The organism is Kroppenstedtia guangzhouensis, assembly GCF_014637345.1.
GTDB classification, from domain to species: Bacteria; Bacillota; Bacilli; order Thermoactinomycetales; family DSM-45169; genus Kroppenstedtia; species Kroppenstedtia guangzhouensis.
Map to the genome: position 1 here is coordinate 16,070 of NZ_BMEX01000001.1, position 25,458 is coordinate 41,527.

41 protein-coding genes and 4 tRNA genes are annotated in these 25,458 nt (G+C 51.4%); 38 read left to right on the plus strand and 7 right to left on the minus strand.

Annotated elements, in window-relative coordinates:
- Positions 1 to 250 precede the first annotated feature (250 nt).
- Entirely contained in the window at positions 251 to 469 is a 219-nt protein-coding gene (locus IEV46_RS00110) for a hypothetical protein (RefSeq protein WP_188428569.1), read from the plus strand.
- Positions 470 to 867: 398 nt separating this feature from the next.
- Here IEV46_RS00110 and IEV46_RS00115 read toward each other — a convergent pair whose 3' ends face one another.
- The gene (locus IEV46_RS00115; RefSeq protein ID WP_188428571.1) at positions 868 to 1,215 is read right to left on the minus strand and encodes a hypothetical protein; all 348 of its coding nucleotides are present in this window, start codon (positions 1,213 to 1,215) and stop codon (positions 868 to 870) included.
- A gap of 181 nt (positions 1,216 to 1,396) precedes the next feature.
- On the opposite strand from IEV46_RS00115, the gene IEV46_RS00120 reads away from it, so the two are divergent.
- Positions 1,397 to 2,251 carry a PHP domain-containing protein gene (locus IEV46_RS00120; protein ID WP_188429487.1) on the plus strand — a complete coding sequence of 285 codons (855 nt, stop codon included), beginning with the start codon at positions 1,397 to 1,399 and terminating at the stop codon, positions 2,249 to 2,251.
- Positions 2,252 to 2,274: 23 nt separating this feature from the next.
- Here the strand turns inward: IEV46_RS00120 and IEV46_RS00125 are convergent, their stop codons facing one another.
- Complete coding sequence (locus IEV46_RS00125) at positions 2,275 to 2,712, minus strand: GNAT family N-acetyltransferase (RefSeq protein ID WP_188428573.1); 438 nt, start codon at positions 2,710 to 2,712, stop codon at positions 2,275 to 2,277.
- Between the two features lie 29 nt (positions 2,713 to 2,741).
- Positions 2,742 to 3,251 (minus strand): YjcG family protein, encoded by a 510-nt coding sequence (locus tag IEV46_RS00130; protein ID WP_188428575.1) that lies wholly within the window; start codon positions 3,249 to 3,251, stop codon positions 2,742 to 2,744.
- A gap of 191 nt (positions 3,252 to 3,442) precedes the next feature.
- Here IEV46_RS00130 and IEV46_RS00135 point away from each other — a divergent pair, with 191 nt between their 5' ends.
- The 6 genes from IEV46_RS00135 (at position 3,443) to IEV46_RS00160 (ending at position 4,996) form a co-directional block, all read left to right on the plus strand.
- The gene (locus tag IEV46_RS00135) at positions 3,443 to 4,000 is read left to right on the plus strand and encodes a phosphatidylglycerophosphatase A family protein (RefSeq protein ID WP_188428577.1); all 558 of its coding nucleotides are present in this window, start codon (positions 3,443 to 3,445) and stop codon (positions 3,998 to 4,000) included.
- 424 nt (positions 4,001 to 4,424) lie between these two features.
- Complete coding sequence (locus IEV46_RS00140; RefSeq protein WP_188428579.1) at positions 4,425 to 4,601, plus strand: hypothetical protein; 177 nt, start codon at positions 4,425 to 4,427, stop codon at positions 4,599 to 4,601.
- 63 nt (positions 4,602 to 4,664) lie between these two features.
- Positions 4,665 to 4,740, plus strand: a tRNA-Met gene (locus IEV46_RS00145).
- A 4-nt stretch (positions 4,741 to 4,744) separates the two neighbouring features.
- Positions 4,745 to 4,821 (plus strand) — tRNA-Asp (locus IEV46_RS00150).
- Positions 4,822 to 4,830: 9 nt separating this feature from the next.
- Positions 4,831 to 4,906 (plus strand) — tRNA-Ile (locus IEV46_RS00155).
- Between the two features lie 15 nt (positions 4,907 to 4,921).
- Positions 4,922 to 4,996: transfer RNA gene (locus tag IEV46_RS00160), tRNA-Val, on the plus strand.
- A gap of 94 nt (positions 4,997 to 5,090) precedes the next feature.
- Here the strand turns inward: IEV46_RS00160 and IEV46_RS00165 are convergent.
- The 4 genes from IEV46_RS00165 to IEV46_RS00180 are packed head-to-tail and all read right to left on the minus strand — an operon-like array spanning position 5,091 to position 7,996.
- Entirely contained in the window at positions 5,091 to 6,218 is a 1,128-nt protein-coding gene (locus tag IEV46_RS00165; protein WP_188428581.1) for a site-specific integrase, read from the minus strand.
- A 31-nt stretch (positions 6,219 to 6,249) separates the two neighbouring features.
- On the minus strand, positions 6,250 to 6,636 hold the full coding sequence (locus IEV46_RS00170; RefSeq protein ID WP_188428583.1) for a DnaA N-terminal domain-containing protein: 387 nt from the start codon (positions 6,634 to 6,636) through the stop codon (positions 6,250 to 6,252).
- Positions 6,637 to 6,662: 26 nt separating this feature from the next.
- Entirely contained in the window at positions 6,663 to 6,944 is a 282-nt protein-coding gene (locus IEV46_RS00175) for a hypothetical protein (protein ID WP_188428585.1), read from the minus strand.
- 11 nt (positions 6,945 to 6,955) lie between these two features.
- Entirely contained in the window at positions 6,956 to 7,996 is a 1,041-nt protein-coding gene (locus tag IEV46_RS00180) for an ImmA/IrrE family metallo-endopeptidase (protein ID WP_188428587.1), read from the minus strand.
- 270 nt (positions 7,997 to 8,266) lie between these two features.
- On the opposite strand from IEV46_RS00180, the gene IEV46_RS00185 reads away from it, so the two are divergent.
- The 30 genes from IEV46_RS00185 to IEV46_RS00330 all read left to right on the plus strand — a co-directional run bounded on the left by IEV46_RS00185 (position 8,267) and on the right by IEV46_RS00330 (position 25,457).
- Positions 8,267 to 8,470: a thioredoxin domain-containing protein gene (locus IEV46_RS00185; RefSeq protein ID WP_188428589.1), complete on the plus strand. Its 204-nt coding sequence runs from the start codon at positions 8,267 to 8,269 to the stop codon at positions 8,468 to 8,470.
- A 60-nt stretch (positions 8,471 to 8,530) separates the two neighbouring features.
- On the plus strand, positions 8,531 to 9,055 hold the full coding sequence (locus IEV46_RS00190; protein ID WP_188428591.1) for a helix-turn-helix domain-containing protein: 525 nt from the start codon (positions 8,531 to 8,533) through the stop codon (positions 9,053 to 9,055).
- 44 nt (positions 9,056 to 9,099) lie between these two features.
- Positions 9,100 to 9,333, plus strand: a complete 234-nt coding sequence (locus tag IEV46_RS00195) for a hypothetical protein (RefSeq protein WP_188428593.1) — start codon at positions 9,100 to 9,102, stop codon at positions 9,331 to 9,333.
- Positions 9,334 to 9,338: 5 nt separating this feature from the next.
- Positions 9,339 to 9,521 carry a hypothetical protein gene (locus tag IEV46_RS00200; protein ID WP_188428595.1) on the plus strand — a complete coding sequence of 61 codons (183 nt, stop codon included), beginning with the start codon at positions 9,339 to 9,341 and terminating at the stop codon, positions 9,519 to 9,521.
- A gap of 65 nt (positions 9,522 to 9,586) precedes the next feature.
- Positions 9,587 to 9,838 (plus strand): DUF7667 family protein, encoded by a 252-nt coding sequence (locus IEV46_RS00205; protein ID WP_188428597.1) that lies wholly within the window; start codon positions 9,587 to 9,589, stop codon positions 9,836 to 9,838.
- A gap of 22 nt (positions 9,839 to 9,860) precedes the next feature.
- The gene (locus IEV46_RS00210) at positions 9,861 to 10,058 is read left to right on the plus strand and encodes a hypothetical protein (RefSeq protein WP_188428599.1); all 198 of its coding nucleotides are present in this window, start codon (positions 9,861 to 9,863) and stop codon (positions 10,056 to 10,058) included.
- 50 nt (positions 10,059 to 10,108) lie between these two features.
- On the plus strand, positions 10,109 to 10,381 hold the full coding sequence (locus IEV46_RS00215) for a hypothetical protein (protein ID WP_188428600.1): 273 nt from the start codon (positions 10,109 to 10,111) through the stop codon (positions 10,379 to 10,381).
- The gene (locus IEV46_RS00220; protein WP_188428602.1) at positions 10,344 to 10,667 is read left to right on the plus strand and encodes a host-nuclease inhibitor Gam family protein; all 324 of its coding nucleotides are present in this window, start codon (positions 10,344 to 10,346) and stop codon (positions 10,665 to 10,667) included. Before IEV46_RS00215 ends, IEV46_RS00220 begins: the two co-directional genes overlap by 38 nt.
- 59 nt (positions 10,668 to 10,726) lie before the next feature.
- Positions 10,727 to 10,924 (plus strand): hypothetical protein, encoded by a 198-nt coding sequence (locus IEV46_RS00225; RefSeq protein WP_188428604.1) that lies wholly within the window; start codon positions 10,727 to 10,729, stop codon positions 10,922 to 10,924.
- The gene (locus IEV46_RS00230; RefSeq protein WP_188428606.1) at positions 10,924 to 11,112 is read left to right on the plus strand and encodes a hypothetical protein; all 189 of its coding nucleotides are present in this window, start codon (positions 10,924 to 10,926) and stop codon (positions 11,110 to 11,112) included. Before IEV46_RS00225 ends, IEV46_RS00230 begins: the two co-directional genes overlap by 1 nt.
- Positions 11,109 to 11,480 (plus strand): hypothetical protein, encoded by a 372-nt coding sequence (locus IEV46_RS00235; protein WP_188428608.1) that lies wholly within the window; start codon positions 11,109 to 11,111, stop codon positions 11,478 to 11,480. The genes IEV46_RS00230 and IEV46_RS00235 overlap by 4 nt, the downstream gene beginning before the upstream one ends.
- Positions 11,481 to 11,579: 99 nt before the next feature.
- Positions 11,580 to 12,230 carry an ATP-binding protein gene (locus IEV46_RS00240; RefSeq protein ID WP_188428610.1) on the plus strand — a complete coding sequence of 217 codons (651 nt, stop codon included), beginning with the start codon at positions 11,580 to 11,582 and terminating at the stop codon, positions 12,228 to 12,230.
- The gene (locus tag IEV46_RS00245; protein WP_188428612.1) at positions 12,227 to 12,730 is read left to right on the plus strand and encodes a DUF669 domain-containing protein; all 504 of its coding nucleotides are present in this window, start codon (positions 12,227 to 12,229) and stop codon (positions 12,728 to 12,730) included. Before IEV46_RS00240 ends, IEV46_RS00245 begins: the two co-directional genes overlap by 4 nt.
- 53 nt (positions 12,731 to 12,783) lie before the next feature.
- The gene (locus IEV46_RS00250; protein WP_188428614.1) at positions 12,784 to 14,394 is read left to right on the plus strand and encodes a DEAD/DEAH box helicase; all 1,611 of its coding nucleotides are present in this window, start codon (positions 12,784 to 12,786) and stop codon (positions 14,392 to 14,394) included.
- A 44-nt stretch (positions 14,395 to 14,438) separates the two neighbouring features.
- Entirely contained in the window at positions 14,439 to 15,584 is a 1,146-nt protein-coding gene (locus IEV46_RS00255; protein WP_188428616.1) for a bifunctional DNA primase/polymerase, read from the plus strand.
- A gap of 295 nt (positions 15,585 to 15,879) precedes the next feature.
- Positions 15,880 to 16,065: a hypothetical protein gene (locus tag IEV46_RS00260; RefSeq protein WP_188428618.1), complete on the plus strand. Its 186-nt coding sequence runs from the start codon at positions 15,880 to 15,882 to the stop codon at positions 16,063 to 16,065.
- The gene (locus IEV46_RS00265) at positions 16,066 to 16,368 is read left to right on the plus strand and encodes a hypothetical protein (protein WP_188428620.1); all 303 of its coding nucleotides are present in this window, start codon (positions 16,066 to 16,068) and stop codon (positions 16,366 to 16,368) included.
- A complete protein-coding gene (locus IEV46_RS00270) occupies positions 16,368 to 16,586 on the plus strand; it encodes a hypothetical protein (RefSeq protein ID WP_188428622.1) in 219 nt (72 codons plus the stop codon). Before IEV46_RS00265 ends, IEV46_RS00270 begins: the two co-directional genes overlap by 1 nt.
- Positions 16,583 to 16,807 carry a hypothetical protein gene (locus IEV46_RS00275; RefSeq protein ID WP_188428623.1) on the plus strand — a complete coding sequence of 75 codons (225 nt, stop codon included), beginning with the start codon at positions 16,583 to 16,585 and terminating at the stop codon, positions 16,805 to 16,807. The genes IEV46_RS00270 and IEV46_RS00275 overlap by 4 nt, the downstream gene beginning before the upstream one ends.
- Positions 16,808 to 16,828: 21 nt before the next feature.
- A complete protein-coding gene (locus IEV46_RS00280) occupies positions 16,829 to 17,116 on the plus strand; it encodes a hypothetical protein (RefSeq protein ID WP_188428625.1) in 288 nt (95 codons plus the stop codon).
- Positions 17,117 to 17,153: 37 nt separating this feature from the next.
- Entirely contained in the window at positions 17,154 to 17,372 is a 219-nt protein-coding gene (locus IEV46_RS00285) for a hypothetical protein (protein ID WP_188428628.1), read from the plus strand.
- Between the two features lie 45 nt (positions 17,373 to 17,417).
- A complete protein-coding gene (locus tag IEV46_RS00290) occupies positions 17,418 to 17,801 on the plus strand; it encodes a sigma-70 RNA polymerase sigma factor region 4 domain-containing protein (protein WP_188428629.1) in 384 nt (127 codons plus the stop codon).
- Between the two features lie 225 nt (positions 17,802 to 18,026).
- Positions 18,027 to 18,674: a Flp family type IVb pilin gene (locus IEV46_RS00295; protein WP_188428632.1), complete on the plus strand. Its 648-nt coding sequence runs from the start codon at positions 18,027 to 18,029 to the stop codon at positions 18,672 to 18,674.
- Positions 18,589 to 18,981: an HNH endonuclease gene (locus tag IEV46_RS00300; protein ID WP_188428634.1), complete on the plus strand. Its 393-nt coding sequence runs from the start codon at positions 18,589 to 18,591 to the stop codon at positions 18,979 to 18,981. Before IEV46_RS00295 ends, IEV46_RS00300 begins: the two co-directional genes overlap by 86 nt.
- Before the next feature lie 16 nt (positions 18,982 to 18,997).
- On the plus strand, positions 18,998 to 19,450 hold the full coding sequence (locus IEV46_RS00305) for an SMI1/KNR4 family protein (protein WP_188428636.1): 453 nt from the start codon (positions 18,998 to 19,000) through the stop codon (positions 19,448 to 19,450).
- A gap of 66 nt (positions 19,451 to 19,516) precedes the next feature.
- Positions 19,517 to 20,854, plus strand: a complete 1,338-nt coding sequence (locus IEV46_RS00310; protein ID WP_505712039.1) for a site-specific DNA-methyltransferase — start codon at positions 19,517 to 19,519, stop codon at positions 20,852 to 20,854.
- Positions 20,841 to 21,305, plus strand: coding sequence for an IS630 transposase-related protein (locus IEV46_RS00315; RefSeq protein WP_229735777.1), 465 nt, complete (start codon positions 20,841 to 20,843; stop codon positions 21,303 to 21,305). The genes IEV46_RS00310 and IEV46_RS00315 overlap by 14 nt, the downstream gene beginning before the upstream one ends.
- A gap of 76 nt (positions 21,306 to 21,381) precedes the next feature.
- A complete protein-coding gene (gene terL, locus IEV46_RS00320; RefSeq protein WP_188428638.1) occupies positions 21,382 to 22,695 on the plus strand; it encodes a phage terminase large subunit in 1,314 nt (437 codons plus the stop codon).
- Between the two features lie 234 nt (positions 22,696 to 22,929).
- Entirely contained in the window at positions 22,930 to 24,588 is a 1,659-nt protein-coding gene (locus IEV46_RS00325; RefSeq protein WP_188428640.1) for a phage portal protein, read from the plus strand.
- Entirely contained in the window at positions 24,585 to 25,457 is an 873-nt protein-coding gene (locus IEV46_RS00330; protein WP_188428642.1) for a phage head morphogenesis protein, read from the plus strand. The genes IEV46_RS00325 and IEV46_RS00330 overlap by 4 nt, the downstream gene beginning before the upstream one ends.
- Position 25,458 lies beyond the last annotated feature (1 nt).

The following is a 25,458-nucleotide window of genomic DNA, read 5'->3' on the forward strand; positions in this document are numbered from 1 at the left end:
ACCTCCCGTTAAGATCATCATTTTTTTCATTTCAGTGTATCACAGATCCAGGGGGAAATGGTTCCTTACTTGTAGGAATGAGCAAAAAATCAAAGCAGACGGGTCCGGGAAGGGGGCTTTGACAGGGATGTATATCCTTGAACAGAAAGATCTGTCCCATGTTCAAGTCACCATAAACAGGAATCATAACGCCTCTCTGCGGGTGTGATACTAAAATGGCACTCAACCACTTATAAAGGGGGCGTTTAATATGTTTCGCTTCTTTAACCTCGATAAAGAGGAATCCAAAGGAAAAGAGCATGCCGGGGATGTTCGGAAGGATGCCTCTGCCGAAGAGAAAAAACTTCGGCAAACGATGGACGAGGTGGCGTCTGAGTTGGGGATTTCCGGAAAAGGAAATGATCAACCTGCTCAAAACGCTGAAAAATTGGGGGAGCGAATAAAAAAAGAACTGAAAAAACGCACCTGAAACGACCGTTGAGTGTGGCGGACACCCTGTATGGGTGTCCGCATCCTTTTTCAGGAAAGGTCGTGTGGAACCACCTTATTCACCACGCTTCTAGTACTACCTTGAGCCTTACATAAAGAGTGTCAATCGATGTCGAACATAGTCTGTATTGTGGGTGTGGAGCGAGCTCCAAATGCAGAATCACCGTCTGTTTTCAATTGACTTGAGACAACATTCGACATTTTCTTGAGTAAAATTCATCAACACTCAAAGCAGTACTAGGGCGTGTCCGTTCATTCAATTTGATGAGAGGCCGGTGTGACCGGCGGAGAGCCTTTGCACTCAGGAGTGGACAAGTCTCGCTTGGGGGCGCCGGTCACATCGTCCCGACCGTCAGCAAAGGTTGGATCAGACACAGACTAATCAAGACTGTTGGAATTGAGATAGGAGAAGATTTCCGCTATTTGATGGTTAGCTGCTTCCACCACATGATCAGGGACAGGGGAGTGGCCCGTTTTAACCGGGGGATATCCCCTGCATCGATCGATGATAGGTTTACCCAGACGAAGTCGTGAAGTGTCCGGATTGGGAGATGGATAGGTGGGAATCCGGAGACGAAACTCCTGTCCCGAAAGCGGATCCCGTAGATGAAGATCGTAGACTGGGGGATGTCCGCTTCGCCGGATAAATCCCCGGGAGCGAAGTGTGCGATCAATTTGATCGCGGGTGTACACCAATCCCATGATTCGTTTCATCTTTTGACCCAAAGTGAAACCTCCTCATAAGACGGTCTGTTTTTCCCAACAGTTATCATTCCTGTTCAAAGTCGAACTACAAAGGGGTTATCGAAAAAAGGGGGTACTTCCATGCTATGAAGGAAGGGTGGCGCAGTATGAATTACAGGGGGAAATCCACGGTAGTTCCGGGAAGGGTGTGGTATGCTTTGTGATGAAGGGAAAGGAGTGGCATCAATTGAACCGTTTGGACCTACATGTGCATACCACCGCATCCGATGGAATGTTTACACCGGTGGAAGTGGTGAAAAGGGCGAAAGCGAAAGGGCTTCAAGGAATTGCCATCACAGATCACGATACGGTGGCCGGTGTCGAAGAGGCCCGAAAGTGTGGGGAAGGATTAGGACTGTGGGTGATTCCAGGTGTGGAGATCAGTACAGTCGCCAACGGGCAGGACATTCATGTGCTCGGATATTTTGTAAACCCCACCGATGAGTTATTTCAAGAGAGACTGCGTGAGCAAAGGGAAGCGAGGAAGAGACGGAACCACATGCTTCTGGATAGACTGACGAAACTGGGAATCCCGATCACCATGGAGGAAGTGGAGGCCAGGAAACAGGACAAGGTCAATATCGGCCGTCCACATATTGCCGAGGTTTTAGTGGCAAAGGGCGTCGTTCAGAACATGGATGAGGCCTTTGCAAAGTATTTGGGTAAGGACGGGGTTGCGTATGTTACCACCCCCCGAATCTCTCCGGAGGAGGCGCTGGCTTTGATCCGGCAGGCTGGAGGAGTGCCTGTTCTGGCACATCCCGGTTTATACGACGATGATGACTTGGTGCTGAAACTTGCCGGGAACGGCCTTGCGGGGATCGAAGTGAATCATCCGGATCATAATGAAGAGATGAAAATGAGATATACAGAAATCGTTCGTCAGTTTGGTCTTTTCGCCACTGCTGGGTCCGATTTTCACGGGGAGCGTCAAGGTTCCATGTACCACGCTGACCTGGGGACCTGCACCACGGATCGGAAGACGGTTGATGCTTTGAATCGGGCTGCCGGGTCCTGAGGAACTGAAGAGAGAAGCCGATCCTACGAAAGGATCGGCTTCTTCATTTCCCGATGTTGGATACCTGCATCGATAAAGGGCTCCCCCTCCGCTTGATAGCCTAATTTACGATAAAAAGGAAGAGCCTGGATTTGGGCGTGAAGTTTGATCATGGTTACTCCGTGATTTGAGGCGAATTCCTCCACGGCATTCATCAGGGCACGGCCCATACCGGTCCCTCGGTGAGAGGAAAGAACCGCCACCCTCTCCACTTTCCCAATCCCATCGGAAAGAAAGCGAAATCGGGCAGCGCCCGCAGGCTTTCCGGCAGCTCGAGCCAGGAAATGAGTTGCTGTCTCTTCCCATTCGTCAATCTCTAAGGAAAGGGGAACCTTTTGTTCTTCCACAAATACTTGGAATCGAACGGACATGACTTGGTCCAGTTCACTTTGGCTTGTAACCGGTTTGATTTCAAAGTTCATGATGGATCCTCCGGATGCCGGTTCGGGGGTCATCCCCGGAGCAGGAAGGACTGATAGATCGTCCAGGAGCCGTTTTCCAGCTGGTACAACAAGTGAAACCGATCCACCCAACTGTTCATGTCCACATGTAACATTCGCAGGCTGCCATAAACATCGAGCAGTTCGTCTTGGGGTAGTTTCTGCCCGATGGTGATATGGGGGATGAATTTATACCCCCTTTCATGATAGAGGTGGCCGCGATTGATTTTTTCATGAAGCTGTTTCATCTCATCTGGATTTTCCACGGCAATATACACGACATTGTTAGTGGGATGGAAACTGCTGATTTTATGAAAATGAATATTGAAGGGAGCTGTTTCCTGTGCTACTTGCTCAAGGTGCTCCACGGCTTGTGGAAGCATCTTTTCCTCCAGTTCAAAGGGTTCCTTGAGGGTGATATGGGGTGGAATCAATGCGTAATTGGGATCGTACCGTTTACGGTAGGAGTTAGCGAAGTCCTGTATTTTTTTTCCCGGAAAAGTGGCTATCCCGAATTTCATCGCATTACCTCCTTTAATGGGGATGAAGAGTCGGAACCGATTCACCAAGTGCAAAATCTTGGGGAAATGGAAAGGCCTATCTTACATTATACCCCCTAATGAACAACCGATAAAGTCGAAAGATGAGAACCTGCAAAGGAGAATTGTGATAAGATGGAAAGTGTCTTTCAGGTGGAGGGAGGAAACCGATGATGAACAGACGTGTTCACAGCAAAGTGGTGAAAGCTTCTGCGCTGGAACGTTTGAGGGACCGCGGGGTAACGTTGGAGGGCATTGCTGAGATCGTTTATCAGATGCAATCTCCTTACTCTACGAACCTCACTATGGAAAGCTGTTTGGACAGTGTGGCCGCCGTTTTGGATAAAAGGGAGATCCAGCACGCGATTTTAGTTGGAGTTGAACTGGATCAATTGGCAGAGAAAAATCAATTGTCCGAACCTCTCCTGTCCATCGTGCGAGAGGATGAGGGATTGTTCGGCTGTGATGAGACATTGGCCCTCGGATCGGTGTTTGGATACGGGAGTATTGCTGTCACCACTTTTGGATTTTTGGATAAACACAAGATCGGAGTTATAAAAAAGTTGGATACCAGAAAAGACGGTCCCGTTCATACGTTTTTGGACGATTTGGTGGCTAGCATTGCCGCATCGGCTTCCAGTCGTCTGGCTCACCGCATCCGTGATGAAGAGGAGGCGGCGGAGGCGGGGAAAGAGGACATTTCCGATGCGTCGAACCAACATGCCGGTTAAATATGGGGTTCTTCGCCTCAGCCGTTGTGGCGAATCCGGGGCAAAGTGAACCCGGCGGAGAGAGGTGTATCCCGCTAAGTGCAAAGGCTCTCCGTCGTTGACACTGGACACTCCTCCGCAATGGTTTTTATCAGAAACTGTCCTCGCCTGATTTCGGAGGCGGGGTCTGTTTTTGGACAAAAAAAGGGCTGTGGGAACAGCCCCGAGTCAGAGGAGGGAACATCTGTCCAAAGGCAGGTCAGATGGTTGAACCGACAATCGGATTGATTGTCAATGTATTTTATGACATATGGGATGGGGACGTATCGGCTGGAGGGAAAAATGTACGGCCGCCCTTCGGGCATGAATCCCCCGCTTTTCAGACAAACTATCCCCTGGACAGCAAATTCCCGGTGCCGGAAGTTGAAAAAGGGGGATTCGCTACATGACATGCTGGATTTATTGGGCCAAATTGTACGATACGCGCTTTCAGGCTCGTTGTCTTGCCACACGGATGCAGGAGGACTGGTGGGTGTACGGATATGACAGCCCAGCTGAAGTGGAAGTCTTCCAATCCAAAAAAGGGCGCTACGGGGTTCGATATGTCTGGAGACGATCCTGAAAAAAATTTGGATAACCCCTTGCCATGTGTCCTATAATGTTGTATAGTATTAATTGTCGCCACCGCGGGGTGGAGCAGTTGGTAGCTCGTCGGGCTCATAACCCGAAGGTCGCAGGTTCAAGTCCTGCCCCCGCAACCATCATGGAGCTGTGGTGAAGTTGGAGTTCACGCCGGCCTGTCACGCCGGAGGTCGCGGGTTCGAGTCCCGTCAGCTCCGCCATCTTTTTCAGGGCCTATAGCTCAGCTGGTAGAGCAGTCGGCTCATAACCGATCGGTCACAGGTTCGAGTCCTGTTGGGCCCACCAGAGGATACCCTCTTCGGGCAGTTAGCTCAGGGGGAGAGCGCTACCTTGACACGGTAGAGGTCACTGGTTCGATCCCAGTACTGCCCACCACTGAAACTCTTGAACATTCAAGGGTTTCTATTTTTTTGTCTTTGTGGACATTGACCACAGAATCCTCTTTGACCACATTTTGACCACATTGATTTTATGGACGTGATTTTCCACTCATCGCATCCCCGAATTTTTTAGCTGCATCGACTTGCAGATTTGGGGTAACATGACTATAGATGTCCAAGGTGATACTGGTTCGACTGTGTCCTAACCGTTCGCTGACGATCTTCGGATGCTCTCCCAGCTGCAGCATGATGCTGGCGTGGGTGTGGCGTAAATCGTGAAATCGGATTTTGGGTACTCCTGCTTTCTCCATCATCCGGTGAAAATTCCGGATGAGGTTCCTGGGGTGGATCGGATTCCCTTCCAACGTGCAATTGACCAAATCTTGATCTTGATACCCGTTGCCAAGCAACAGCTTTTGCTGGTTCTGCTTGGCTTTGTGTTTTTTTAGAGCGGAGAGCACCTGGCTGGTTAAAGTAATGACCCGCTTGGATCCTTTGGTTTTTGGCACCTGGAACATCAACCCCTTTCTTGTTCTCCCCAGGGTTTGTTGGATGCGGATCAGCCCCTGATCCAAATCGCAATCTTTCCACCGGAGCCCCAAAATCTCCCCTTGTCTCATACCTGTATGAATCGCCAAAAGATAAGGCAGGTAATAATGCTGGTCTTCGACACACGTAAGGAATCGATTGGCTTCCTCGATGGTCCAGGTGGGCTTTTCTTTTCCGCTGGGTTTTGGGGGGTTCACAAGTTCTACCGGGTTTTTGGAGAGGATTTGCCATCGTACCGCTTGGGTTAGGGATTTATGGAGGATGGAGTGCATATATCGCACGTAATCTCCCGAAAAACCCTCCTCCAATTTCTTGGAATAAAATTTCTGGATCCGAACCGGAGTCACTTCACTTAATTTTATTTGGCCCAGTTCCGGATTTATGTGCTTATCGATCACGATCTGATGGGTATCCAAGGTGGTATCCCTCATGGTTTGTTTGGCGGAGGAGTCGATCCATTCTTGCAGGTATTCACCCAGTGTGGATTTACTAGGTTCCACATACTCACCTTTGTTCAGCTGGGCAATCAACTCCGCACAGGCTTCCTCGGCTGCCTTTTTGGTCTTAAATCCTCCCTTTGTCTTCTGCTTGCGCTTCCCTTGGGCGTCCTTCCCGATATCCAGCGTAAAGGACCAGGTCTTCCCCCGCTTCCGAAAGTAGCCTTTCATTATTCATCACCCATGTCGATACATTTTTTCATCACTCAACATCAAAGAGAACTTTCAGTAACCGTATAGCTTTTTTCTGTTCCTTTTGACTGCGATACTTTAACATCAGGTATGCTTCCTCTGCGTAGTCTGTTCCTTTATCGGTGGTGGGATTGCTTGGTGATGGGGCACTGTCTTCATCGACCACCACGATCAGTTCAGCATTGACCATCGTAGTTAGGTTGTTCTCGATCTGCTCTTTGTACCTTGTAATAACCCAGTCACGTGAAAAATCATTCGGCGCAGCTACGATTAACTTGTTTTCTTCAAAGCATATGGGTTTCAATCCTTTGATCCAAGTGTCAAAGGAAGCGCTTGACAGTTCGCCTTTTAAACTCTCTATGGTACGTTCCCACAGGGCCTCTGCTGCCTCTCCCATTCTATGTCGCCTCCTTAGTGGATTCCTTACTTGGCACGTTTCAGAGCGTCAATTTTTGTCTCTTGTTCAATTGACCTAAGTGCCAGCTTTTCCATGATCTGCTCCGAGCGCTCTTGTCCAACCTTTAGGTCTTTGATATCCCCCTCCATCCGAGCCAGACGTTCATTGATCCCTTTTATCTCGGCTCCCTGTTCTTCCAGCCGACCACGGACTGCCTTCAGGATCGTTCCATGCTCGTCCATCTGATTTTCCATCGAATCCAATCGTCCCAGGATTGCCTGCAGCATGTCCTTGATTTCATCACTCATTCCGGGTCCTCCTAAAAAGGTAAATCATCATAGTCGATATCGATGGGCTTTCCATCCCTTTCTCGTTGAAGTTCTTCCCAAGATTTAAAAAGTCCCAGATGGGCAATGAATGTCTCTGATCCACAGTGTTCACAGTATCTAGCATCCGCAGGATTTTGTGCACCACATCCACCATACGGAACTTCTACAACAATGTTGGCTTTCTCAGGGTTGAATAAGTCAGAGTTTGTGCAAACATTGTATAAATACAGGCCGCATAATTTGCAGAACTCTGCTCCGTCGGAAAATTCACCATTCCCGCATCTAGGACACACTAAAAACTTCCCAGTGTCTTCATCCATGATGATACTGTTAATTTTATTGCTCATAAAGGACCGCCTCGGATTTCTTTTGTAGTTAGAAATTAGTCCAAAAACTTCCTCGGGATCAATGCAGTAAGTAACAGGGGTTAAATATTGCTCAAATTGTTCACATAGTAGCTCGTCTGCTTCACAATATGGAATTTGAAAACCTCGCCATTTAATATCTCGCTCTCTATTTCCTGAAGCCGTATATGTTATCTGACATAGATATTCTATATCTTGTTGCTGCGTAGCTCCAAGTTTTTTAAGTATTGCCATAGGCGCCAGTACTTCCGCAGCAAATGTATCTACCTCTCTTTCGAGAACGTAATATTCAGGCTCAGTAAGCCCGCCACGATACAGTTTGCTTTCGTTAAATTCCATTAGATGGCCGAGGAATATATGGCCTATTTCGTGCATGATTGTCCATTTGATTTTCTCTGCTGGATATTGATTTTCGTCATAAATGATTTTGAATTTACCGGTTTTTGGGTTGCGGCAGGCTACTCCTTCTGAGCCTTTTAAGGCTTCAATGATCTCTTCCCTGGAGCATCCTTTGTATTTGGCGATTGCCCCAACAGTAACCAGTTCCCAGCCGTTATTCTTTGCGATGGAAAATGGATCGACTGGTAGCCATTGAATGTCATTTAGAAGAATAAACTCACGTGCTTTTCTCAATGCAAATTCAATGCGAGGAGAGGTTGGTATCATTTATTCTTAAAATCCTCCGAGAATATATCGTTTACGATTTCACGAAGTAATTCTTGTTTACCCTTCTCATCCAGCTTTTTCACTTTACGTGCGATGGCTCGAAAATCATCCGTGTCATCATTATCTGTATTGGTGCCAGGATCAGAAGTACGGCCCGGTACTGGAGGAAACGGCCCAACTGACAGCTGTAAAAGAGGCCTATGGACTTGACTTTTCTGTATCCGGGGCCATCTACAAAAAACATTGCAACTGAGAGGAGCGTGATCCACATTGACCCGTGAAGATTACCCGCTGATCCTCAAAGCCGAGCATATTGCCGAAATATTACAAATTTCCAAGCGACGTGCTTACGAGGTGATGGACTACACGGACTTTCCTCTGGTACGTGTGGGCCGGTCTAAGCGAGTCGGCCGGGATGCTTTCTTCCGGTGGATTGACAGACATGAAAAGGAGGTGGGTCAATCGCCCAATTAAACCGTACCAAGGTTTCCTGAAACACAGAACTGATCAAATGTTTCAAAGAGGAGGGTAGTTATGACGGAATTTGGGACTGTGCAGAAAGAGGCGCGGAAACAGGCGGATTACACACAGGAGCAATTTGCACTGGAGCTTAACCTCAGTCGACCGGCCTTGGCCAATATTGAATCCGGTCGGCGGAGGATGCCGAGGGATCGGATGAAGGTTGCGAATGAGGTAATGGATGATGGATTTTATGCGATGGCTACGGTTCAGGAAGTTTTGGGAGAAACCTGGATTCCGGTGCTGGATGGGGTGGATCTACACCGGTCCGCTGTCAGGGAAAAAGCCATCGAAGAGATCCGGGAGGCGATGGATCAGATCACGGCGACTAGCATGGTCAACCAGCCGGATCCGAAGCGAAGGGACGAGGTCCAAAATCTCCTGATGGAATGCATTGATGTCATTGTCTGCTTGACCCACTTGGTGGCGGTCATTTGCCGGGAGTTTGGGATCAGCTGGGTGGGGATGTGGCGGGAGTACCACCGGAAGGCGGAAGAACAGGGGTATCTCAAAAAGAAAAAGCGCCACAGAGGGCGCTGAGAAATAGCTAAATCCATAATACCACAGGTAAGGAGCGAGAACAAATGTCCGTAATCCCTTTCAGGATCCCCGGGATTCAGAGAGTCACCGGGGTGGTAGTCACTCAAAACATCGCTGGTCATCTGGAGCGGGAAGTGATGGTCCGGGTCAGGTTTGAAAGCGGGCATGAGATCACCACTCCTCTGTTGCCGACGATGCGGGCACTTCTCGACCTGGAACACCCTCGGGATACGATCGGACGGATGATTGTCCGGGAGTGTCTGGACGCAGGGAGGTGAAAAGCATGTTGCAGGGTGTGAAGCGGGTGACGGGTTATGTGGAAGATCAAGCGATGGCCCGGGTGGTCCTGGAGGATGGCACGATCATCCACGGTCCGATGATGCCAACGATGGCAGCACTCTTGCGGGTCGGCATCCATGACCCGGTAGTAAAGAAAAAACCCACCCTCAGAGTGGTGGGCAGATAAAAAAACAAAGCTTACTCCCAAGTATAGCACAGCCGGAAGAGATACCCAAGGGAGGAGAGAAGCGCGTGGAGCTTTTTCATAAACGGTTGGGAGATCTGTACTTCAAATACGAGAAGATCGGGCTTCACCACATGAAGCCCATGGAAGCACTTGAATTTCAGGAATGCCTGAAAGCCAACGCATTCTGGGCTAAACGCTTGAGCCGGTATGAAGCCCTTGCCCAGGCAGCGGAGGCTGGCGGAGATGAAGCGTGGAGAAGGCAGATCGATCAGATCATCGATCACCATCTGCTCAATACCACAGGAGGGAACTCCTGAGATCACCCGGGAGGTGAACTGAGTGACTAAGGCCTACATTTGGCTGCCATCCGTGGGCGGAGATACGGAAAACCGGCTCATGGTTGAGGGGGTTGACGTGGAAAATCTGCACACCCAAGTCCTTGAACAGGGTTTCACAGGAGCTTTTTGGTTCAACGGTCATGCACAAGTCATCAATCTGAGCCTGGTAACGGACATTGCGTTTGTGGATGAGGACTGAAAGTCTGCCGGGGCACTCCCCGGCAATCCAAACTCAAGGAGGAAAGCTGAATGGCTGTAGATCGTAGCATCATGCAAATGCCGGTCGGAGGAAACCGACAAATCAAAGACCTGTTTTTGGAGAAGCCGGTGGAACGGATCACAACTTCGATGGACCTTGACTGCGCCTTGGCTCAGTACAAAGAGCACAAGCAGATCATCGAGGAGTACACCCAGCAGAGAGACGAAAGGATCGCACAGATAAATATGTGGTTGGCCAGTGTCACCAAGGGAACACCTGCAGGAGATGGAGCGGATCGAGGGTCTTCTGCGGGAGCATCATGAGCGCCGGCTTCAGGAGAACCCCAAGGCAAAGACCATCAAACGGCCTTTTGGCCAGTTGAAGGCCCGCAAGTCCCCCGACAAATGGAACTACCGGGAAGACGACCTCCTCCGGTGGGCGAAGGAGAACCGTCCGGATCTGGTCCGGGTGAAGGAAGAGCCAAACAAGCAGCAGCTGAAGCAAAAAACCCAGGTGAAAGACGGTTGGGTCTACACCGAGGACGGGGAACGGGTGGAAGGTGTGATGGTCACCCCCGGCGAGATCCAATACAAGGTTGAGGTCAAGTGAAAAAAAGTAGGGGGAACTTTTTCCTCCCCCCCTTTATTCTCTGTGAAGGAGGAGTACCGATGATGAACCGGATTATGGCAGCCGTCGGCCGGCAATTGAACGGTGAGGAACCTCGGAGTGGTGATTTGTTCGGTTTCAGATTCCGGGATGCAGTGGCCATGGTGGAGTTCGAGGGGGGAGATGTGAAAGTGAACGTCACACCGATCCATGAGAACTTCGATGAAAATATCTATATTTCCCTGGAGGACGATGAGTGATGTTCACGTACCGGAAAAAATGCAGTCTTTGCCACGAGGTGAAAACAGGGGTGCCGATCACTGGAGACTTTGGTCATACATGCTTGGAATGCATTGTCTTCAGTTACCGGGAGACATTGGCCGAGGAAGATCAGGACAACGAGCAGCTGAACGAGGAGCTGGGAATCACTTTTGGGAGGGGCGAATGAGCATGAAAACAGCGATCAACTCCAACGTGGTAGGGATCACCGTCGATTATCAGGGGTATCAAGGTTACTTCGCGGTCGGTGTCTCCAACTGGGTCAAAGGATTTGAGGCGATGGACAGGGCTTTCCATCATCTGAAGCGCGGCGATATGGAGAACATTCTGTTGGGACCGGTGAAAGAATCCGCGGATGATCTCTTGGCCCCCGTATTGGAACTGACAAACGCCGAAGGGGATACAATCCGGGCAAACCCACACGTCATTGGGGATTACATCGTCGGAGTAAAAATCCTCACAGGGGATGAGATCCAGGTGATCGAACAAGCCCAACCCAACAGTTTGTTTCAAAAACTCAAACAGGCCTTTTCATAAATCTCCCGGGGCTTTTGCCCCGGTCACATTGGAGGCAATTCCATGCTCTTGCCGACGGAAAAAACACAGCCAAAACAAGACCTCGAGGATTAAAGCATTTTGCTCTATGGTCACCCCAAAATCGGGAAGTCCACCTTCTGCAGTCAGATGGATCAGCCCCTTTTCCTGGCCACGGAGCCTGGGCTGAAAGCTCTCTCGGTGTATGAAGTACAAATTCCGGATTGGCCCACTTTTCTCAACGCCTGTGCCGAAATCGCCAAGGGGGAACATTCCTTCAAAACCATCGCCATTGATACCATCGACAACCTGTGGACAGCTTGTGCGGAGTACGTCCGCGACAAGATGGGGATCCAGCACGAATCTGACTTGGGATACGGGAAAGGATGGACCCTGGTCCGGAACGAGTTTTCCCGGGCGATCCGGAAACTGTCTTTTCTCCCATACGGTCTGGTGATGACCAGCCACGCTGAACTGTCCCAGGTCAAAACCCGGACAGCAGAAATCACGAAAGCCGTCCCGACGATCCCAAAGACCGGGCGAGGATTCATCATCGGGCTGGTGGACATCATCCTGTATGCCGAGTCGATGGAAACGAATGAAGGGGAGGTCCGGGTGATCCGGACCAAACCCAGTGAAAAGTGGGAGGCGGGGGATCGTACGAAGCGTCTTCCGGCAGTTCTCCCCCTAGACTATCCAACATTCAGCGACGCATTCCACAACCAACAAGATGAAGGAGAGGATCAGCAATGAGCTGGGCCAACATTCTGAAGCAATATGAACAAGAGTTTAAGGAAGCGGAAGTCAACTCCTATACTGAGCTGCCCGATGGGAAATATACCGTCAAGGTGGAAACGGCACGGCTAAAGGAGAGCAAGAATCAAGGGATCCCGATGCTCGCATGGGAGTTCGTGGTGGTGGATGGGGAATATGAAGGTCGCCACGAGTGGAAATACAGCTTGATCATGCCGGAGCGGATGCAATGGCTGAAACAGGATCTCTTCAGTGCCGGATTGGAACTGGAGGAGCTCCACAGGTTGGAGGAAGAGCTGCCGAGCCTTCTGGACCGGCTGTTGGAAATCAAAATCGAAACCAAGATGAGCAAAAACGGCAAGGAATACCGGAACGTCTATATCCAGAAGGTTGTGGACCGCACACCTTCCCAGAAGCCGGAGAATCCCTTCAGTCCGAACAACCCCTTTGCGGATGACGGTAAACCCATCAACATCTCGGACGACGACCTGCCGTTCTGATCACCGGGGGGGCTTTTGCCCCCAACTTCTTTCATCTTCAGGGAGGTGCACAGATGTCCATGACTCTGACAAAGCCGTCCATTCAAATGAGGCCGTATCAGCTGGAAGTGCACAGCGCTTTGGATGATTTCCATGCAGAAGGCGGACGCCGGGGAGTAGTGAATCTGCCGACCGGGACGGGGAAGACCATCACCGGTCTGGACTATGCCCGGAAGAAGGGCGGACGGCTGATTTGGTTGGCGCATCGCGATGAACTGATCACCCAACCGATCCGGGCGATGCAGGCCGTGTGGCCGGAAGCCAGCACCGGGATTGTGAAGGCCAAACAGAATGAGATGAATGCCCAGTGTGTGTTTGCCACCGTCCAATCTCTTTACCGACGACTGGATCAGCTGCCGACTTTGGGCCCGGATGACCTGGTGGTGGTGGATGAATGCCACCATGCAGCGGCGGATACCTACCGGCTAACCTTGGAGGCAGCGGGAGCCTTCCGTCCCGATGGACCGCCCGTAGTGGGGCTGACAGCGACGGTGGAGCGAGGAGACCGCCGGGGGCTGGACGATGTATTTGAAAAGATCGTGTATCAGTATCAACTACTGCAGGCGATCCGTGACGGATATTTGGTAGACCTGAAGACCGAGCGGATCCATCTGAACCTTGATTTGGATGAGATCCACACCGTGGCCGGCGACTTCAACCAGGGCGAGCTGGATGATGCTTTGCTCCAAGCCGGGGTTGCCCAGGCGGTAGCAGATGCCTACATCGAGCACGCATCAGATCGGAAGGCCATTGTATTCACGGTCAGCGTGGATCAGGCGCGACGAACGGCGGAAGCGCTCCAGTCCCAGGGGGTGGCCGCCGAGTGGGTGGCGGGGATCCTCTCGACGGAAGAGCGTCGGGCGATCCTGCAGCGGTTGAAGACCGGGGAGACCCAGGTGGTGGTCAACTGTATGGTTCTCACCGAAGGATTCGATGAGCCGACGGTGGAGTGCGTGATAGTGGCCCGTCCGACCAAGTCCCGCCCCCTCTACATCCAGATGATCGGCCGCGGCACACGGAAGGCCCCCGGGAAGAGGGATTGCCTGGTGCTGGATGTGACCGGGGTCTCCCGCCGGCATGATCTGATGACGGCTCCGACGCTCTTCGGATTGAAAGAAACGGAACCTGGGGAGACGATCACAGAAGCTCTAGATCGGGAGGAAGACGAAGATAAAGCCCAACGGAACACGGAAGCGAATCGGCTCCGGTCGATCTTCGATGAGGAGGACAACGAGTTTCAGGAGTTTCGCCAAATGATCCGGTGGTTGAATGTGGGGGCGGATATCTATGCCCTTTCTGCCGGGGAGGCGGGGACGGTGGTGCTTCATCCAGCGGGAGATGGGTATCAAGCGAGAGTATTGAAACCGAACCAGCCGGATGAATACCTGACCAAAGCGCCTGTGTGGTTGGAGCTGGCCCAAGGTGTCGCGGAAGATTATCTCCGCCGGGCGAGCACTCTGGGTTTGATCCGGACGGATGCCCGGTGGAAGTCCGATCCTGCCACAGCGAACCAACTACGGCTGTTGGAAAAGTTCCGGATCTATCCCGGGCGGCCCTTGACCAAAGGGGAGGCGGGAGACGAGATCACCAAAGCCATTGTCCGGTGGAAATTGAGAATTGCATGATTGAGACCGGGCGTAGCCGAATCTGATGAACAGCAGGTGATGAAATGGCCGTAAATCAACCAAATCAAATAGAACCACTCCGGGAAGCGCTGCGCCTGGCCAGTCATGGGGTGAAAGTGATTCAGATTCATGCGCCGACCCGCCGGGGGTGCAGCTGCGGCCGGAAAAAATGCGGGAAGAGTATCGGAAAACATCCGCTTTTGGAAGCCTGGGCGGAACATGCCACGGCGGACTCAGACACTATCCGGCGAATGTGGGAGAAAAAACCTTGGGCCAACGTCGGGGTCCCGATGGGGAATGTCAACGGCTTGTTTGCCATCGATGTGGACGGACCGGAAGGACAAGAAACACTCCAGAAATGGATCCAAGAACACGGAGAGCTCCCCGCCACCTGGCAGGTAATGACCGGAGGCGGCGGGATGCAGATGTGGTATCGGGTTCCAAAAGGAATAGAAATTCCCAACAGTGTGAAGAAAATTGGGATCAATGTGGACATCCGGGGGACTGGCGGGCAGTCGGTTGCCCCCGGGAGTCTACATCAAAGCGGGAGCCGTTACCGGTGGGCGCCGACTCGGCGCCCGGAAGATTTGAAACCTGCGGATCCTCCAGAATGGTTAGTGGATAAGATCCGGGAAGTGATCGCCGATCAGCAGCAGGCAAAACTGGCCAAAATCCAGACAGAAGAGATCCATCTCTCCCTATCGCCCAAACAGTGGTGGGCGGAATGGTTTTCAGTTCATCGTCGGGAGATGATGGATCCGGATTTTCCCCGGAAGCTCCGCGGACCCTGGGCGAAGATGCCCAACCAGCTGGCCCGGATGGCGTTGATCTTACACATGACCCGGGTGGTCTGCGGCGAAGTGGAAGGAAACGAATTGGACGAGATCAGTCTGCACCGGGGAGTCCAGCTGGTGAGGTATTTCAAGAGCCATATTCGGAAGGCATACAACCAGTTGGGAAAGTCGCTGGCAGACAAACGGATTGAAGAGGCGGTCGAGTGGATCCGGAAGCGGGGCGGAACCGTCAAACGGCGTGATATTGTTTCTTATCGAGTTGCTGACTGTAGAAAAAATTCCGATGCGGATACTTTGTTTGAAGAGTTGACGGATTGCGGATACGGAGTAGTCAAAAACCAAAAACCGCCAAGGGGCGGGAGAACAACCGTTATGTTTTGCTTAAACGATTGCTGACGATTGCTGAACGATTGCAGATGGATTTTCAGCAATCGAAAGGGGCAGAAAACGTTGATATTAACGCACTCTTCTCGATTGCTGACGATTGCAGACATCTATATAGAAATAAGCGTTTTTATATAAATTTACATTTAATGTAAATTGTAAATGTCTATCATTCTCTTTTCTCTTATAGTCGCGTCTGCAATCGCTGCAATCGTGGACAAACCGCACGGCACCGATAGTTAACGTTGCTGAAACCGTTTCGGCAATCGTCTGCAATCGATCAGCAATCGAAATGGAGGGACTGAATATGTCGAATATCCAACCGATCCAGAACGAACAGGAATATGAGGAAGTCCTCTCCCGTCTCCGGAGAGGTGCCGAATACATGGAAACACCGGAGTTTCGGAAGAAGCCGAAAGAGTACAAGCAGGCAGCACTTGAGCGGTATAACCAGCTGTCAGCACGGATTATGAGATTCAAGGGGTGGATCTGAATGGGGAGGAGCCAAAAGGAGAAGGGCAATCGTAGAGAGCGCGAGTTCGCCTCTATCATTGGTGGCCAAAGAATCCCGCTTTCCGGTGCAGCCAAACATGTGGGTAGGGCACACACCGGCGATGTAACCGGACTGGGACTTCGATTTGAGTGCAAGGCCCGGAAAGATGGGTTCCGAACTCTTTACAACTGGTTGGATGAGGATGGGATCGATGCCCTGGCATTGAAAGCAGACCGGAAAGATTGGTTGGTAGTTTTGCCGGTTGGTAGGTTCCTGCAGCTGATGGGGAAGGATCCGGACTGATGTGGATCTGGGTCAAATACCGGGATACAACGGGGAGAACGGTTGGATACCTATTCTGGGCCCGGGATCCGGCCATGATGGTGGAATACCTGAGCCGGACCGGCGTTGTACCTGGGTTGGTTGAAAGACTGTGGTTTGATGAGGGAAACGGTTTTGAACCTTGGCGACCGGCGGTTTTAAAACGAATCTGGACAGATATCCAAGGGAGAGGAGCATGACCGTGGAACAACAGACACATTGGAAGATTGGCGACGAGGTCACAGTTCCTGAGTACCATTCCGGCGGTGGCACAGGTGAACGGTGGAAATTGACGGGTGAACGAAAAGGGCGGGTAGTCTATGTCGGTCCAAGGTACATTGTGGTCAACTGGGGGCACTATGAAGAATCGATATGGTTGGATGACCTGGCATACCGGGGAAGCCGGAGCGGAATGTATTGAGAGACTTGAAGGAGGCCGAAGATGGGGACTTTCAAGTTAGGCCAGACGCCACCGTGGGAGATTGAGCGGATCGCCCGTCGGTATGTGAAGAGGAACCCGGGGACAGATTGTGAGACAGCCATCCGCCTGGTGCTGGACCGGATCGGTGAAGAGAGGGATGAGGAAGATATCCAGATCATGGCCCGAAGTGCTGCAAAAGTCCTTAAGGGTATGAACATCGTCAAACAAATCATTTTGGCCTTGGAACAAGATGAGGCGAAAAAGCAGACGAAAGAGCCGGAGTATGAGCAATTGACCCTGTTTGGTTGAAAAACAAAAGTCGGGGATGCCCAGGGGTGAAAGAGGGATGAAAATCTTCATTGTCATCGCCACAGAGATGTATGAACGGGGGTACGACATTGTAGGGGCCCGGTGCACCCGGGAAGCGGCCGAGGCGTTGGCAGAGGACGCCGAGAAGGGGCGATTCCCTCCCACGGCCTGGGTATCAGAATGGGCACGAAAATATTGCACGGTCAGGGATGCCGGGAGGATGGACTACGAGATCGAAGAGGTCTCGGTGGAATAGTGGGGAAGATTCCCGGTCGATAACAATAAGGGGGTGGCGGCAGCCATGGAACCATACCACGATTTATGCACAGAGATAGACATCTTGGAGATTCGGATCAGTGACTTGGAGAATGAGTATAAATTTTGGTACAAGGCTTGTCATCGGGGTGGTCTGCCGCTGGACACCTGCTTGATTCGTATGAAAGAAATTTGCGATCAAGTGGAGATGTATTCCACCATGCTTGAGAAAAAGGAGAAGGCGAGGAAAGAGATTGAAAGTCGTCTGAACCAGTTTGAGGGGTTAGAACAGAAAGTGGCTTATATGCGGGACATTAAAGGAATGACACTTCCAGAGATCGCAGCTCACCTCGGATACAGCTATGATTGGATCAAAAAGTTGAGCGCACGGACAAGGCGAAAAGGCACCAAGAAGGCACTCTCGGGTTGAGATATCGTGGTATGCTGGTAGTAGCAATATGTAGGCCCAAAATCACTTTTTGCGACTACCGTGATGTATCTCCTCACCTAAGACTGCTCCGAGATCGGAGCGGTCTTTTATATGCTATCGGCTTATCTTCGATCAGAAAAATAAAACTTTCTTACTATTACCGATTCCTTTTTAGTTGGGTAGTATTGGGATACCGATTATTGCTAAAAAGGAATGGGTGATTTTTTGAAGAATTTAGCCCGTTTAAAGCGATTGTTGTATGATCGGCGCGGGTCACAAACTATCGAGTATGTAACCATTTTAGCTGCTGGCGTAGCATTGGCCATGATTTTAAATTCTGTTTTTGGCAGCATCGAGATTAAAAATGTTATTCGTGACAAAATTGTGAGTGCTTTCGATGGCAAGGATCAAGCAGCAGAAAAAACAAAAAATCAAAGCTCTTCTAACTTGCTCGCTGTGGATCCTAAGATCAATTCGGACCAGGTAAAAAAACAGCCTCAAGATACCGGCATTCAACAAACATCATCAACTACTAATGAAACCAAAGCTGTGATGGGACCTGTTATTCGTGGATTGCTAGAAGTGCTTAAAAAGGTCGGTGGGAAAAAGGCTGCAAAAGAAGGAGCAAAACTAGCGGCCAAGAAAAAAGCAAAAAGTCAAATTTCAAAGGAAACAGCAGAGTTAGCAAAGAAACATGGAATAAAGTTAAACGGATTTAAGTTAAAGGTCCGAACGAAAAAGGGTAAAGATGGTAAGATAGAAAAATGGGCAAAGACAAATAGAGGAGATGAAAAAAAAACTCAGAAATGGTCATTTAGCCGGAAAGAAGCATCCCAAAACAGGTGTTCCGTTTACCAAAAATGGGTTTCCTAAATTCGATAAGTGGAGTAAAGGTGAAGTTAGGATCCCGAAAGATTATTATTTAAAGTCAGATCCGCGGCAGTTTAAGTATGCTTCACGCCGTCTATGGAACAAGATAAAAAACGATCCAAAGGAGCTTAAGAAATTTACAAAAGAACAGAAAGAAGCATTAAAAGAAGGAAGAAAAAATGTACCCGGTCTAACTTGGCATCATCATCAGCAACAAGGGAGAATGCAGTTAGTTGAAGAAAAAGTCCATAGTGGAACTAATCATACTGGAGGAAGAGACATCTGGGGCGGTGGTCGAGATTTCCGTTAAAGGAGAGTGTTGATCAGTGAAAAAGATCATTTGGGAATATAAACGAACACCGGTAACCGAAGAAGTTCTGAGCGAAAAAGAGAAGTTTCTAGGGATTCGGCTACCAGATGATTTTAGAGGGTTGTTTATGGTAAACCACGGGGCTGAACCGATTCCAGATCTCTATTATGCTCCTAATGGAAACAGTAGAAGCTTTGGGGCTTTGCTTCCATTAGAAGAAGATGAGCAAAGAATGGAATTTACAGAAGCCAATAGTCCATATATGAAAAAAGAGCATGACATGCCGAATAAGATGGTTATATTCTCTATTGACCCCGCTGGTAATTTTTTGTGTTTTGATTATAATCAACTGAACAATGGATACCCCGCGATCATTTTTTGGGATCATGAGGACGGGGTTCCAGAAAAGATTTGTAACACATTTGCTGAGTTACTTAATATGCTTCACGAAGATGACGATGAAGATTAAGGCACCCACCCGGGTGCTTTTTTCATGGCGAAAATGAGGTGGTGATTTGCAATCGAGATCGAGCGCATTTCCATAGAAAAAATTAATCCTGCTGCTTATAACCCGAGAAAAGATCTTAAGCCCAGTGATCCCGAGTATCAAAAGCTACGGCTCTCGATAGATCAATTCGGCTATATTGAACCCTTGGTTTGGAATCGTCGGACGGGAAACTTGGTCGGTGGGCATCAACGCTTGAAGATACTGCAGGAGTTGGGACGAACGGAAGTGGAATGCTCTGTTGTTGATCTGGATGAAGACGAGGAAAAGGCGCTTAATATTGCTCTCAACAAGATCAGGGGGGAATGGGATTTTGAGAAGCTGGCGGAGCTACTGGAGGAGATCCAGCTGACCGGTTTGAATGTTGAGCTTACCGGGTTTGATACGACCGAGATCGACGAGCTGACAGAGCAGTTTCTGAACCCGGATGAATTGAAAGAGGATAATTTTGATGTCGGTGAAGCGGTGGAAGAGATCGAGGATCCGATCACACAGCCCGGGGATGTTTGGCAGCTGGGCCGCCACCGGTTGCTGTGCGGGGATGCGACCAAACTGGAGGACGTCCAGTGCTTGATGGGTGATCAGCTGGCGGACATGGTGTTTACCGATCCTCCGTACAATGTGGATTATACGGGAAGCACCAAACGGAAACTGAAGATCCAAAACGACAACATGGACAGCGAACGTTTTTACGCCTTCCTTCATGATACCTTCGCTAATATGAATGCCGTCACCCGGCCTGGGGGCGGTATTTATGTTTGTCATGCGGATTCGGAAGGGATCAACTTCAGATCGGCTCTTCTTAATACCGATTGGGAGTTGAAGCAGTGCCTGATCTGGGTGAAAAACGCTTTCGTTCTGGGTCGGCAGGATTATCAGTGGAAACATGAGCCGATCTTGTATGGTTGGAAAGCTGGAGGCGCTCATCGATGGTTTGGAGATCGAAAGCAGACTACAGTGATAGATGATCTTGTCCCCTTGGTGGTGTACCAAGAGAAAGAAGGTACGGTCCTATCCTTTACCGACGGCGAGAAGACCGTGATGGTGAAGGTCCCAGCCTACGAGGTGATCTATTCCGGGACAGAGGAAAACACAACCGCGTGGCGATATGAGAAGCCAGTTCGGAACGCCGATCATCCCACCATGAAACCGATAGGGATCCCGGCCAAGGCTATCCAAAACTCCAGCCCTCGGGACGGGATTGTGCTAGACCTTTTTTTGGGCTCTGGATCGACGCTGATCGCATCTGAACAAACCAGACGGTCCTGCTACGGGATGGAGCTGGATCCAGTGTATTGTGATGTGATTATCCGGCGATGGGAGGAATGGACCGGAAAAAAGGCGGTGAAAGAAGGTGGCAAGACCTGAAAAGCTGACACCAGAACTGCAGCAGAAAGTTGTGGATGCCATTCGGATGGGCAACTATATTGAGACGGCCGCGGCCTTTTCGGGAATTAGCAAGGATACTCTGTATCGCTGGTTAAAGCAGGGACGGCGGGCGAAACGGGGGAAATACCGGGAGTTTTCGGACGCAGTAGAAAAGGCGCTTGCTGAATCCGAGATGAGGGATGTAGCCGTGATTGCGACGGCAGCTAAAGAAAATTGGCAGGCAGCCGCATGGAGGCTAGAGCGGAAGTTCCCGGATCGATGGGGGCGGCGTCAAAAGGTGGATGCTCAATTGGAGCATAGTGGGCAGGTGAGTGGTAATGATACAGTCGTTGTCCAACAAATCATCGACGATCCCAACTCCCGGGAGCTTGCCCGACAACTTTTCCGTCGCACAACTCAAGGCGATCTGGGAGGAGGACGCGAGAAATAGTCTCTCCTTTTTCCTGGAGTACACCTCACACGGTCACTGGAAGCCTACACGGGCCGGTCTCAAGGTATGCGAGGTCATGGAGAAAGTGGCCCGTCGGGAGATTGACCGGGTCATCATCAACATGCCTCCCCGGGCGGGAAAGTCCGATGTGGCCACAAAGGGGTTTCCCGCCTGGTATGTGGGCAATTACCCTGATGATGAGGTGATCATCTCCTCCTACGGGGCGAGCCTGGCCGAGGATTTCAACATGGTGGCCCGGGATCGATTCCGGGAGTTTGCGGGGGAGTTGTGGGAACTGGAACTCCACCCCTCATCCAACGGCGTGAAGCAATGGGGGATCAAGGGCCGCAGAGGCGGGGTGAAGGCGGTAGGAGCCGGGGGGCCAGTGACGGGACGGGGGGCCCGTGTGGCGATCATCGACGACCCGTTTAAAGGGGCGGAGGATTCCGGGAGTCAGACCATGCGGGATAAAGTATGGGACTGGTACCGATCGGTTCTTTCCACCCGGCTCACCCCAGACGGGGCAATCGTGATCATTCAAACCCGCTGGCATGAGGATGACCTAGCTGGTAGAGTACTGGCCGAGGCGGAGGAAAACGGAATCCTAGATCGGTGGATGGTTCTTTCTCTGCCTGCCTTATGTGAGGATCCCGACACGGACCCGCTCGGCAGGAAGGAAGGGGAGCCTCTGGTTCCCGAGCGAGGATTCGACCGGAAATTCTATGAGGATAAAAGGCGGGAGACAGGCGAATACTATTTCGCTGCCTTGTACCAGCAACGGCCCGCCCCTGCCGATGGGATGCTGTTTAAGCGGGGGCACTTCCGATACTACGAGGATCAGGGAGATCACTGGCTTCTCTATACCGGAAATGAGCAGACCAAGCGAGTAACCAAGAAGGGGGCCGAGATCTTCCAAACCTGTGATCCGGCCGCAACGGAAAACGAATCCTCCGACTGGTTTGTGCTATCCACCTGGGCCGTGACGCCGGAGCGGGATCTCATCCTTTTGGATGTTCATCGGCAGCGGGCGGAGACCGTCAAGCATATGGACATCATGCGAAACGGATACCTCCGATGGGTACCCGCCTTCCAGGGAGTGGAGCGCACGACCTACGGCCTGAATATCATCCAGGCGGCAAAGAGGGCGGGGCTCCCGATCCGGCCACTCAAGGCCGACCGCGATAAGGTCTCCCGGGCCCGTCCAGTGGTGGCAAGGTACGAGCTGGGCACCGTTTATCATCCTGCCCGGGCACCCTGGCTTGCGGAGTTCGAGGGGGAGTTGCTGAAGTTCCCGAACGGTTCCCATGATGACCAGGTGGACACTGTTTCGTATGCGGGACTATATGTGATCCGGAAATCGGTACAGAAAGGGAGAGTGAAGGTAGGATGAATGATAACTGGAAAGATCTCTCCACATATCAATGTGTGACCTGCCGGTTTTACGTCAGTAAAGAGGATAACATCGGTAGATGCCGAAGACATGCGCCCAAACTGGAAGGGTTCCCCGCTGTTTACCCGTCTGATTGGTGTGGGGACCACAAACTAGCTACGGACTTCAGAACGCGCATAAAGAAAGCCGAGTAAGGAGCCCTCGAGGCTCTTTTTTTCGTGAGGAGGTGAAGCCATGGCCACAATCAAAGACAAGCCAACCACCCGCGCATTTGTTCTGAAAAATGGCGACGTGGTTCCAGCCAGCACGCTGGACCGTTTCGCCGTTAAATCGTTAGCTGAACAGGCGGCAGGATCCCGGCAAATCGAGGATGATCTGTTCGCCAACCAGTACAACGAGATGCAGGTGATCCAGCCACAATACGACCCGGGAACGCTCATCGATGTGATGGACCAAAACACTTACCATTACCGATGTGTCCAGGCCAAAGCGCGGGATGTCACTGGACTGGGGTGGAAGCTGGTTCCCGCATTCAAAAAAGACGAAGAAGATCGGGAGCCTGACGAAACTCAAAAGGCCACCGTGTTGGAGTTTCTCCGTCAACCTCACCCGGAGGAGACCCTCGAAGAAATCCTCTTCAAGTTTTGGACGGACTATGAGGCCGTCGGATGGGCGGCCCTGGAAATCATTCGAAACAACCAGGCGAACCCGCAACAGATCACGGGGCTCCGATGGATTCCGGCGCACACCATTCGCATCCATCGTGATCGGGATCGATACGTACAGATCCGGGGAGCGCGTAGGGTCTGGTTCAAAGCCCTGGGCGCTCCTTTCGACGTGGACTGGAGGACGGGGCTAAAGTTTTTTCCGCCGAATGTCCTCCGACCGACTGGGGTGGAGGGAGTGGAGGACGAAGAGGACCCGTCGATCACTGAAGAACCCATTGCGCCAGAACACCAGGGAACGGAGGTTCTTTATCTTACGAACCATGTGCCATCATCGGACTACTATGGAACCCCCGACGTGATGCCGGCACTGGCCGCGATCCTGGGAGACATCGCCCGGGCTGAATACAATATCGAGTTCTTCGAGAATTTCGGGGTTCCGGCCTATGCGGTGACGGTGATTGGGACCGAACTTGATGATGATACAGTCGCCGCGATCAAGAAATATTTCCAAAAAGATCTTAAGGAAAAGCGCCACGGGACCTTGGTCCTTACTGCCCAGAAGGACCCGGCTCTCGGTGAAGAGGCACAAGATATCAAGATCGAGTTTCAAGCCCTGGCCGTCGATGTGAAGGAGGCCAGTTTCCGCCTCTATAGGAAAGACAACCGGGATGAGGTCCTTTCCGCTCATGGAGTTCCTCCGTATCGCGCAGGGATCGCGGAGGAGGGAAGTCTCGGGGGATCAACGGCAGCTGAATCCACAGAGATATACAAGCAGTCGATCATTCTCCCCCGTCAACAGATCCTCGAGGTTCGGATCACGCGCCACATCCTCCGGGAAGCATACGGTGTCACCGACTGGAAATTTGAGTTTGAACGGATCGACACCCGGGATGAGGAGCGGGACATCGAGATTCTAGAATCCAAGTTCAATCTCGGGGCCCTCACGATCAATGATATCCGCCGGGAGCTTGGACAAGAGGCAATCGATCACCCGCTGATGGATATGCCGTTTATCAACGGAACGCCGCTTGATGAGATTGCGAAAACTCTGGGCCTCCCGCCTCTCTTCGCGGCTTCCATGGGCGTGCCGGCCACGCCTGGGGGAGTCGTCGATCCCATTGGCCTCCTCACTGGGGAACCAACCGGGCAGGATCCGGCCCAGGTGGATCCGGTGGCCCTCCTTAAATCACTCCGGGTCGCCTTCAATGAGGGGGTGAGGAAATGAGAGCCCTCGAAGCCAGCGCCCGGATCACTGATGTTCTGGTTGCTCACGGGGGTCTTCCCGCATACAAAGCGTCGGGGGATGGGTGGGATCAGATCCGGGAGGCCACAGCGATAGCCCTGACAGGGAGTTTGACTCTTCTTCTTGATGGCGTCCTTCACCGGCTCCTTGCCGCGCTCCGGGATCTCGGGTTCATCCCGAACGACCCGGAGAGGCGCAAGGACTTCCTCGACGGATTCCTCGGCCACTTGTACGAGGATCTTCCCGAGGAGGTATCGAAAGCGGCTCTCGAGGCGGCACAAAATGGCCGGATGATTTCCTTCCTCGAACTCCGGAAGCAAACGAAGATTGAGTTTTCCTGGACCGTCTGGGACGAATGGACGGAGAAGGAACTTCGGGACCGGTATTATCGATTCAGCCAGGAGACCGCAGAACGGTTGATAGGGGACGTGGGGAAGGTTCTGGATCGGGCCTATGTGGACGGTCTCGGGATTGACGATGCGGCCGAGGAGCTTCGCAGGGTCTTCCACGACATGGAGGATTGGAATCTCCAACGGATTGCCCGAACGGAGATCAACGCCGCTCAAAACGAGGGGCGTTATCGGTCGTTCCAAGAGTCGGGGGTTGTTGACTATATCCAGTGGGTCACGGCCAAGGATGACCGGGTCCGCTTCATCCCCCGCGATAAAGCCGACCACCGGGTACTCCACGGCGAAGTAATCCGGTTGGGCGAAACCTTCTCCAATGGACTGCGGTATCCGCATGACCGGGAGGGGACACCGCTCAACGAGTTTATCAACTGCCGCTGTACGTTCAGGGCTTATTTCCCGAAGCCCGGGATGTTGATATACAAAACACCCTTTATTCCGTGAA

Bases quoted from the DNA above. Each gene is read 5' to 3' on its own strand.
- IEV46_RS00165 (WP_188428581.1), bottom strand. From the start codon at position 6,218: ATGAAAGGCTACTTTCGGAAGCGGGGGAAGACCTGGTCCTTTACGCTG.
- IEV46_RS00125 (WP_188428573.1), bottom strand. From the start codon at position 2,712: ATGAACTTTGAAATCAAACCGGTTACAAGCCAAAGTGAACTGGACCAA.
- IEV46_RS00135 (WP_188428577.1), top strand. From the start codon at position 3,443: ATGAACAGACGTGTTCACAGCAAAGTGGTGAAAGCTTCTGCGCTGGAA.
- IEV46_RS00330 (WP_188428642.1), top strand. From the start codon at position 24,585: ATGAGAGCCCTCGAAGCCAGCGCCCGGATCACTGATGTTCTGGTTGCT.
- IEV46_RS00235 (WP_188428608.1), top strand. From the start codon at position 11,109: ATGAGCATGAAAACAGCGATCAACTCCAACGTGGTAGGGATCACCGTC.
- IEV46_RS00285 (WP_188428628.1), top strand. From the start codon at position 17,154: ATGAAAATCTTCATTGTCATCGCCACAGAGATGTATGAACGGGGGTAC.
- IEV46_RS00215 (WP_188428600.1), top strand. From the start codon at position 10,109: ATGGCTGTAGATCGTAGCATCATGCAAATGCCGGTCGGAGGAAACCGA.
- IEV46_RS00195 (WP_188428593.1), top strand. From the start codon at position 9,100: ATGTCCGTAATCCCTTTCAGGATCCCCGGGATTCAGAGAGTCACCGGG.
- IEV46_RS00120 (WP_188429487.1), top strand. From the start codon at position 1,397: ATGAAGGGAAAGGAGTGGCATCAATTGAACCGTTTGGACCTACATGTG.
- IEV46_RS00130 (WP_188428575.1), bottom strand. From the start codon at position 3,251: ATGAAATTCGGGATAGCCACTTTTCCGGGAAAAAAAATACAGGACTTC.
- IEV46_RS00260 (WP_188428618.1), top strand. From the start codon at position 15,880: ATGTCGAATATCCAACCGATCCAGAACGAACAGGAATATGAGGAAGTC.
- IEV46_RS00225 (WP_188428604.1), top strand. From the start codon at position 10,727: ATGATGAACCGGATTATGGCAGCCGTCGGCCGGCAATTGAACGGTGAG.
- IEV46_RS00140 (WP_188428579.1), top strand. From the start codon at position 4,425: ATGACATGCTGGATTTATTGGGCCAAATTGTACGATACGCGCTTTCAG.
- IEV46_RS00250 (WP_188428614.1), top strand. From the start codon at position 12,784: ATGTCCATGACTCTGACAAAGCCGTCCATTCAAATGAGGCCGTATCAG.
- IEV46_RS00170 (WP_188428583.1), bottom strand. From the start codon at position 6,636: ATGGGAGAGGCAGCAGAGGCCCTGTGGGAACGTACCATAGAGAGTTTA.
- IEV46_RS00270 (WP_188428622.1), top strand. From the start codon at position 16,368: ATGTGGATCTGGGTCAAATACCGGGATACAACGGGGAGAACGGTTGGA.
- IEV46_RS00280 (WP_188428625.1), top strand. From the start codon at position 16,829: ATGGGGACTTTCAAGTTAGGCCAGACGCCACCGTGGGAGATTGAGCGG.
- IEV46_RS00265 (WP_188428620.1), top strand. From the start codon at position 16,066: ATGGGGAGGAGCCAAAAGGAGAAGGGCAATCGTAGAGAGCGCGAGTTC.
- IEV46_RS00175 (WP_188428585.1), bottom strand. From the start codon at position 6,944: ATGAGTGATGAAATCAAGGACATGCTGCAGGCAATCCTGGGACGATTG.
- IEV46_RS00255 (WP_188428616.1), top strand. From the start codon at position 14,439: ATGGCCGTAAATCAACCAAATCAAATAGAACCACTCCGGGAAGCGCTG.
- IEV46_RS00180 (WP_188428587.1), bottom strand. From the start codon at position 7,996: ATGATACCAACCTCTCCTCGCATTGAATTTGCATTGAGAAAAGCACGT.
- IEV46_RS00275 (WP_188428623.1), top strand. From the start codon at position 16,583: ATGACCGTGGAACAACAGACACATTGGAAGATTGGCGACGAGGTCACA.
- IEV46_RS00200 (WP_188428595.1), top strand. From the start codon at position 9,339: ATGTTGCAGGGTGTGAAGCGGGTGACGGGTTATGTGGAAGATCAAGCG.
- IEV46_RS00290 (WP_188428629.1), top strand. From the start codon at position 17,418: ATGGAACCATACCACGATTTATGCACAGAGATAGACATCTTGGAGATT.
- IEV46_RS00190 (WP_188428591.1), top strand. From the start codon at position 8,531: ATGACGGAATTTGGGACTGTGCAGAAAGAGGCGCGGAAACAGGCGGAT.
- IEV46_RS00300 (WP_188428634.1), top strand. From the start codon at position 18,589: ATGAAAAAAAAACTCAGAAATGGTCATTTAGCCGGAAAGAAGCATCCC.
- IEV46_RS00110 (WP_188428569.1), top strand. From the start codon at position 251: ATGTTTCGCTTCTTTAACCTCGATAAAGAGGAATCCAAAGGAAAAGAG.
- IEV46_RS00325 (WP_188428640.1), top strand. From the start codon at position 22,930: ATGGCCACAATCAAAGACAAGCCAACCACCCGCGCATTTGTTCTGAAA.
- IEV46_RS00230 (WP_188428606.1), top strand. From the start codon at position 10,924: ATGTTCACGTACCGGAAAAAATGCAGTCTTTGCCACGAGGTGAAAACA.
- IEV46_RS00220 (WP_188428602.1), top strand. From the start codon at position 10,344: ATGGAGCGGATCGAGGGTCTTCTGCGGGAGCATCATGAGCGCCGGCTT.
- IEV46_RS00245 (WP_188428612.1), top strand. From the start codon at position 12,227: ATGAGCTGGGCCAACATTCTGAAGCAATATGAACAAGAGTTTAAGGAA.
- terL (WP_188428638.1), top strand. From the start codon at position 21,382: ATGGAGAAAGTGGCCCGTCGGGAGATTGACCGGGTCATCATCAACATG.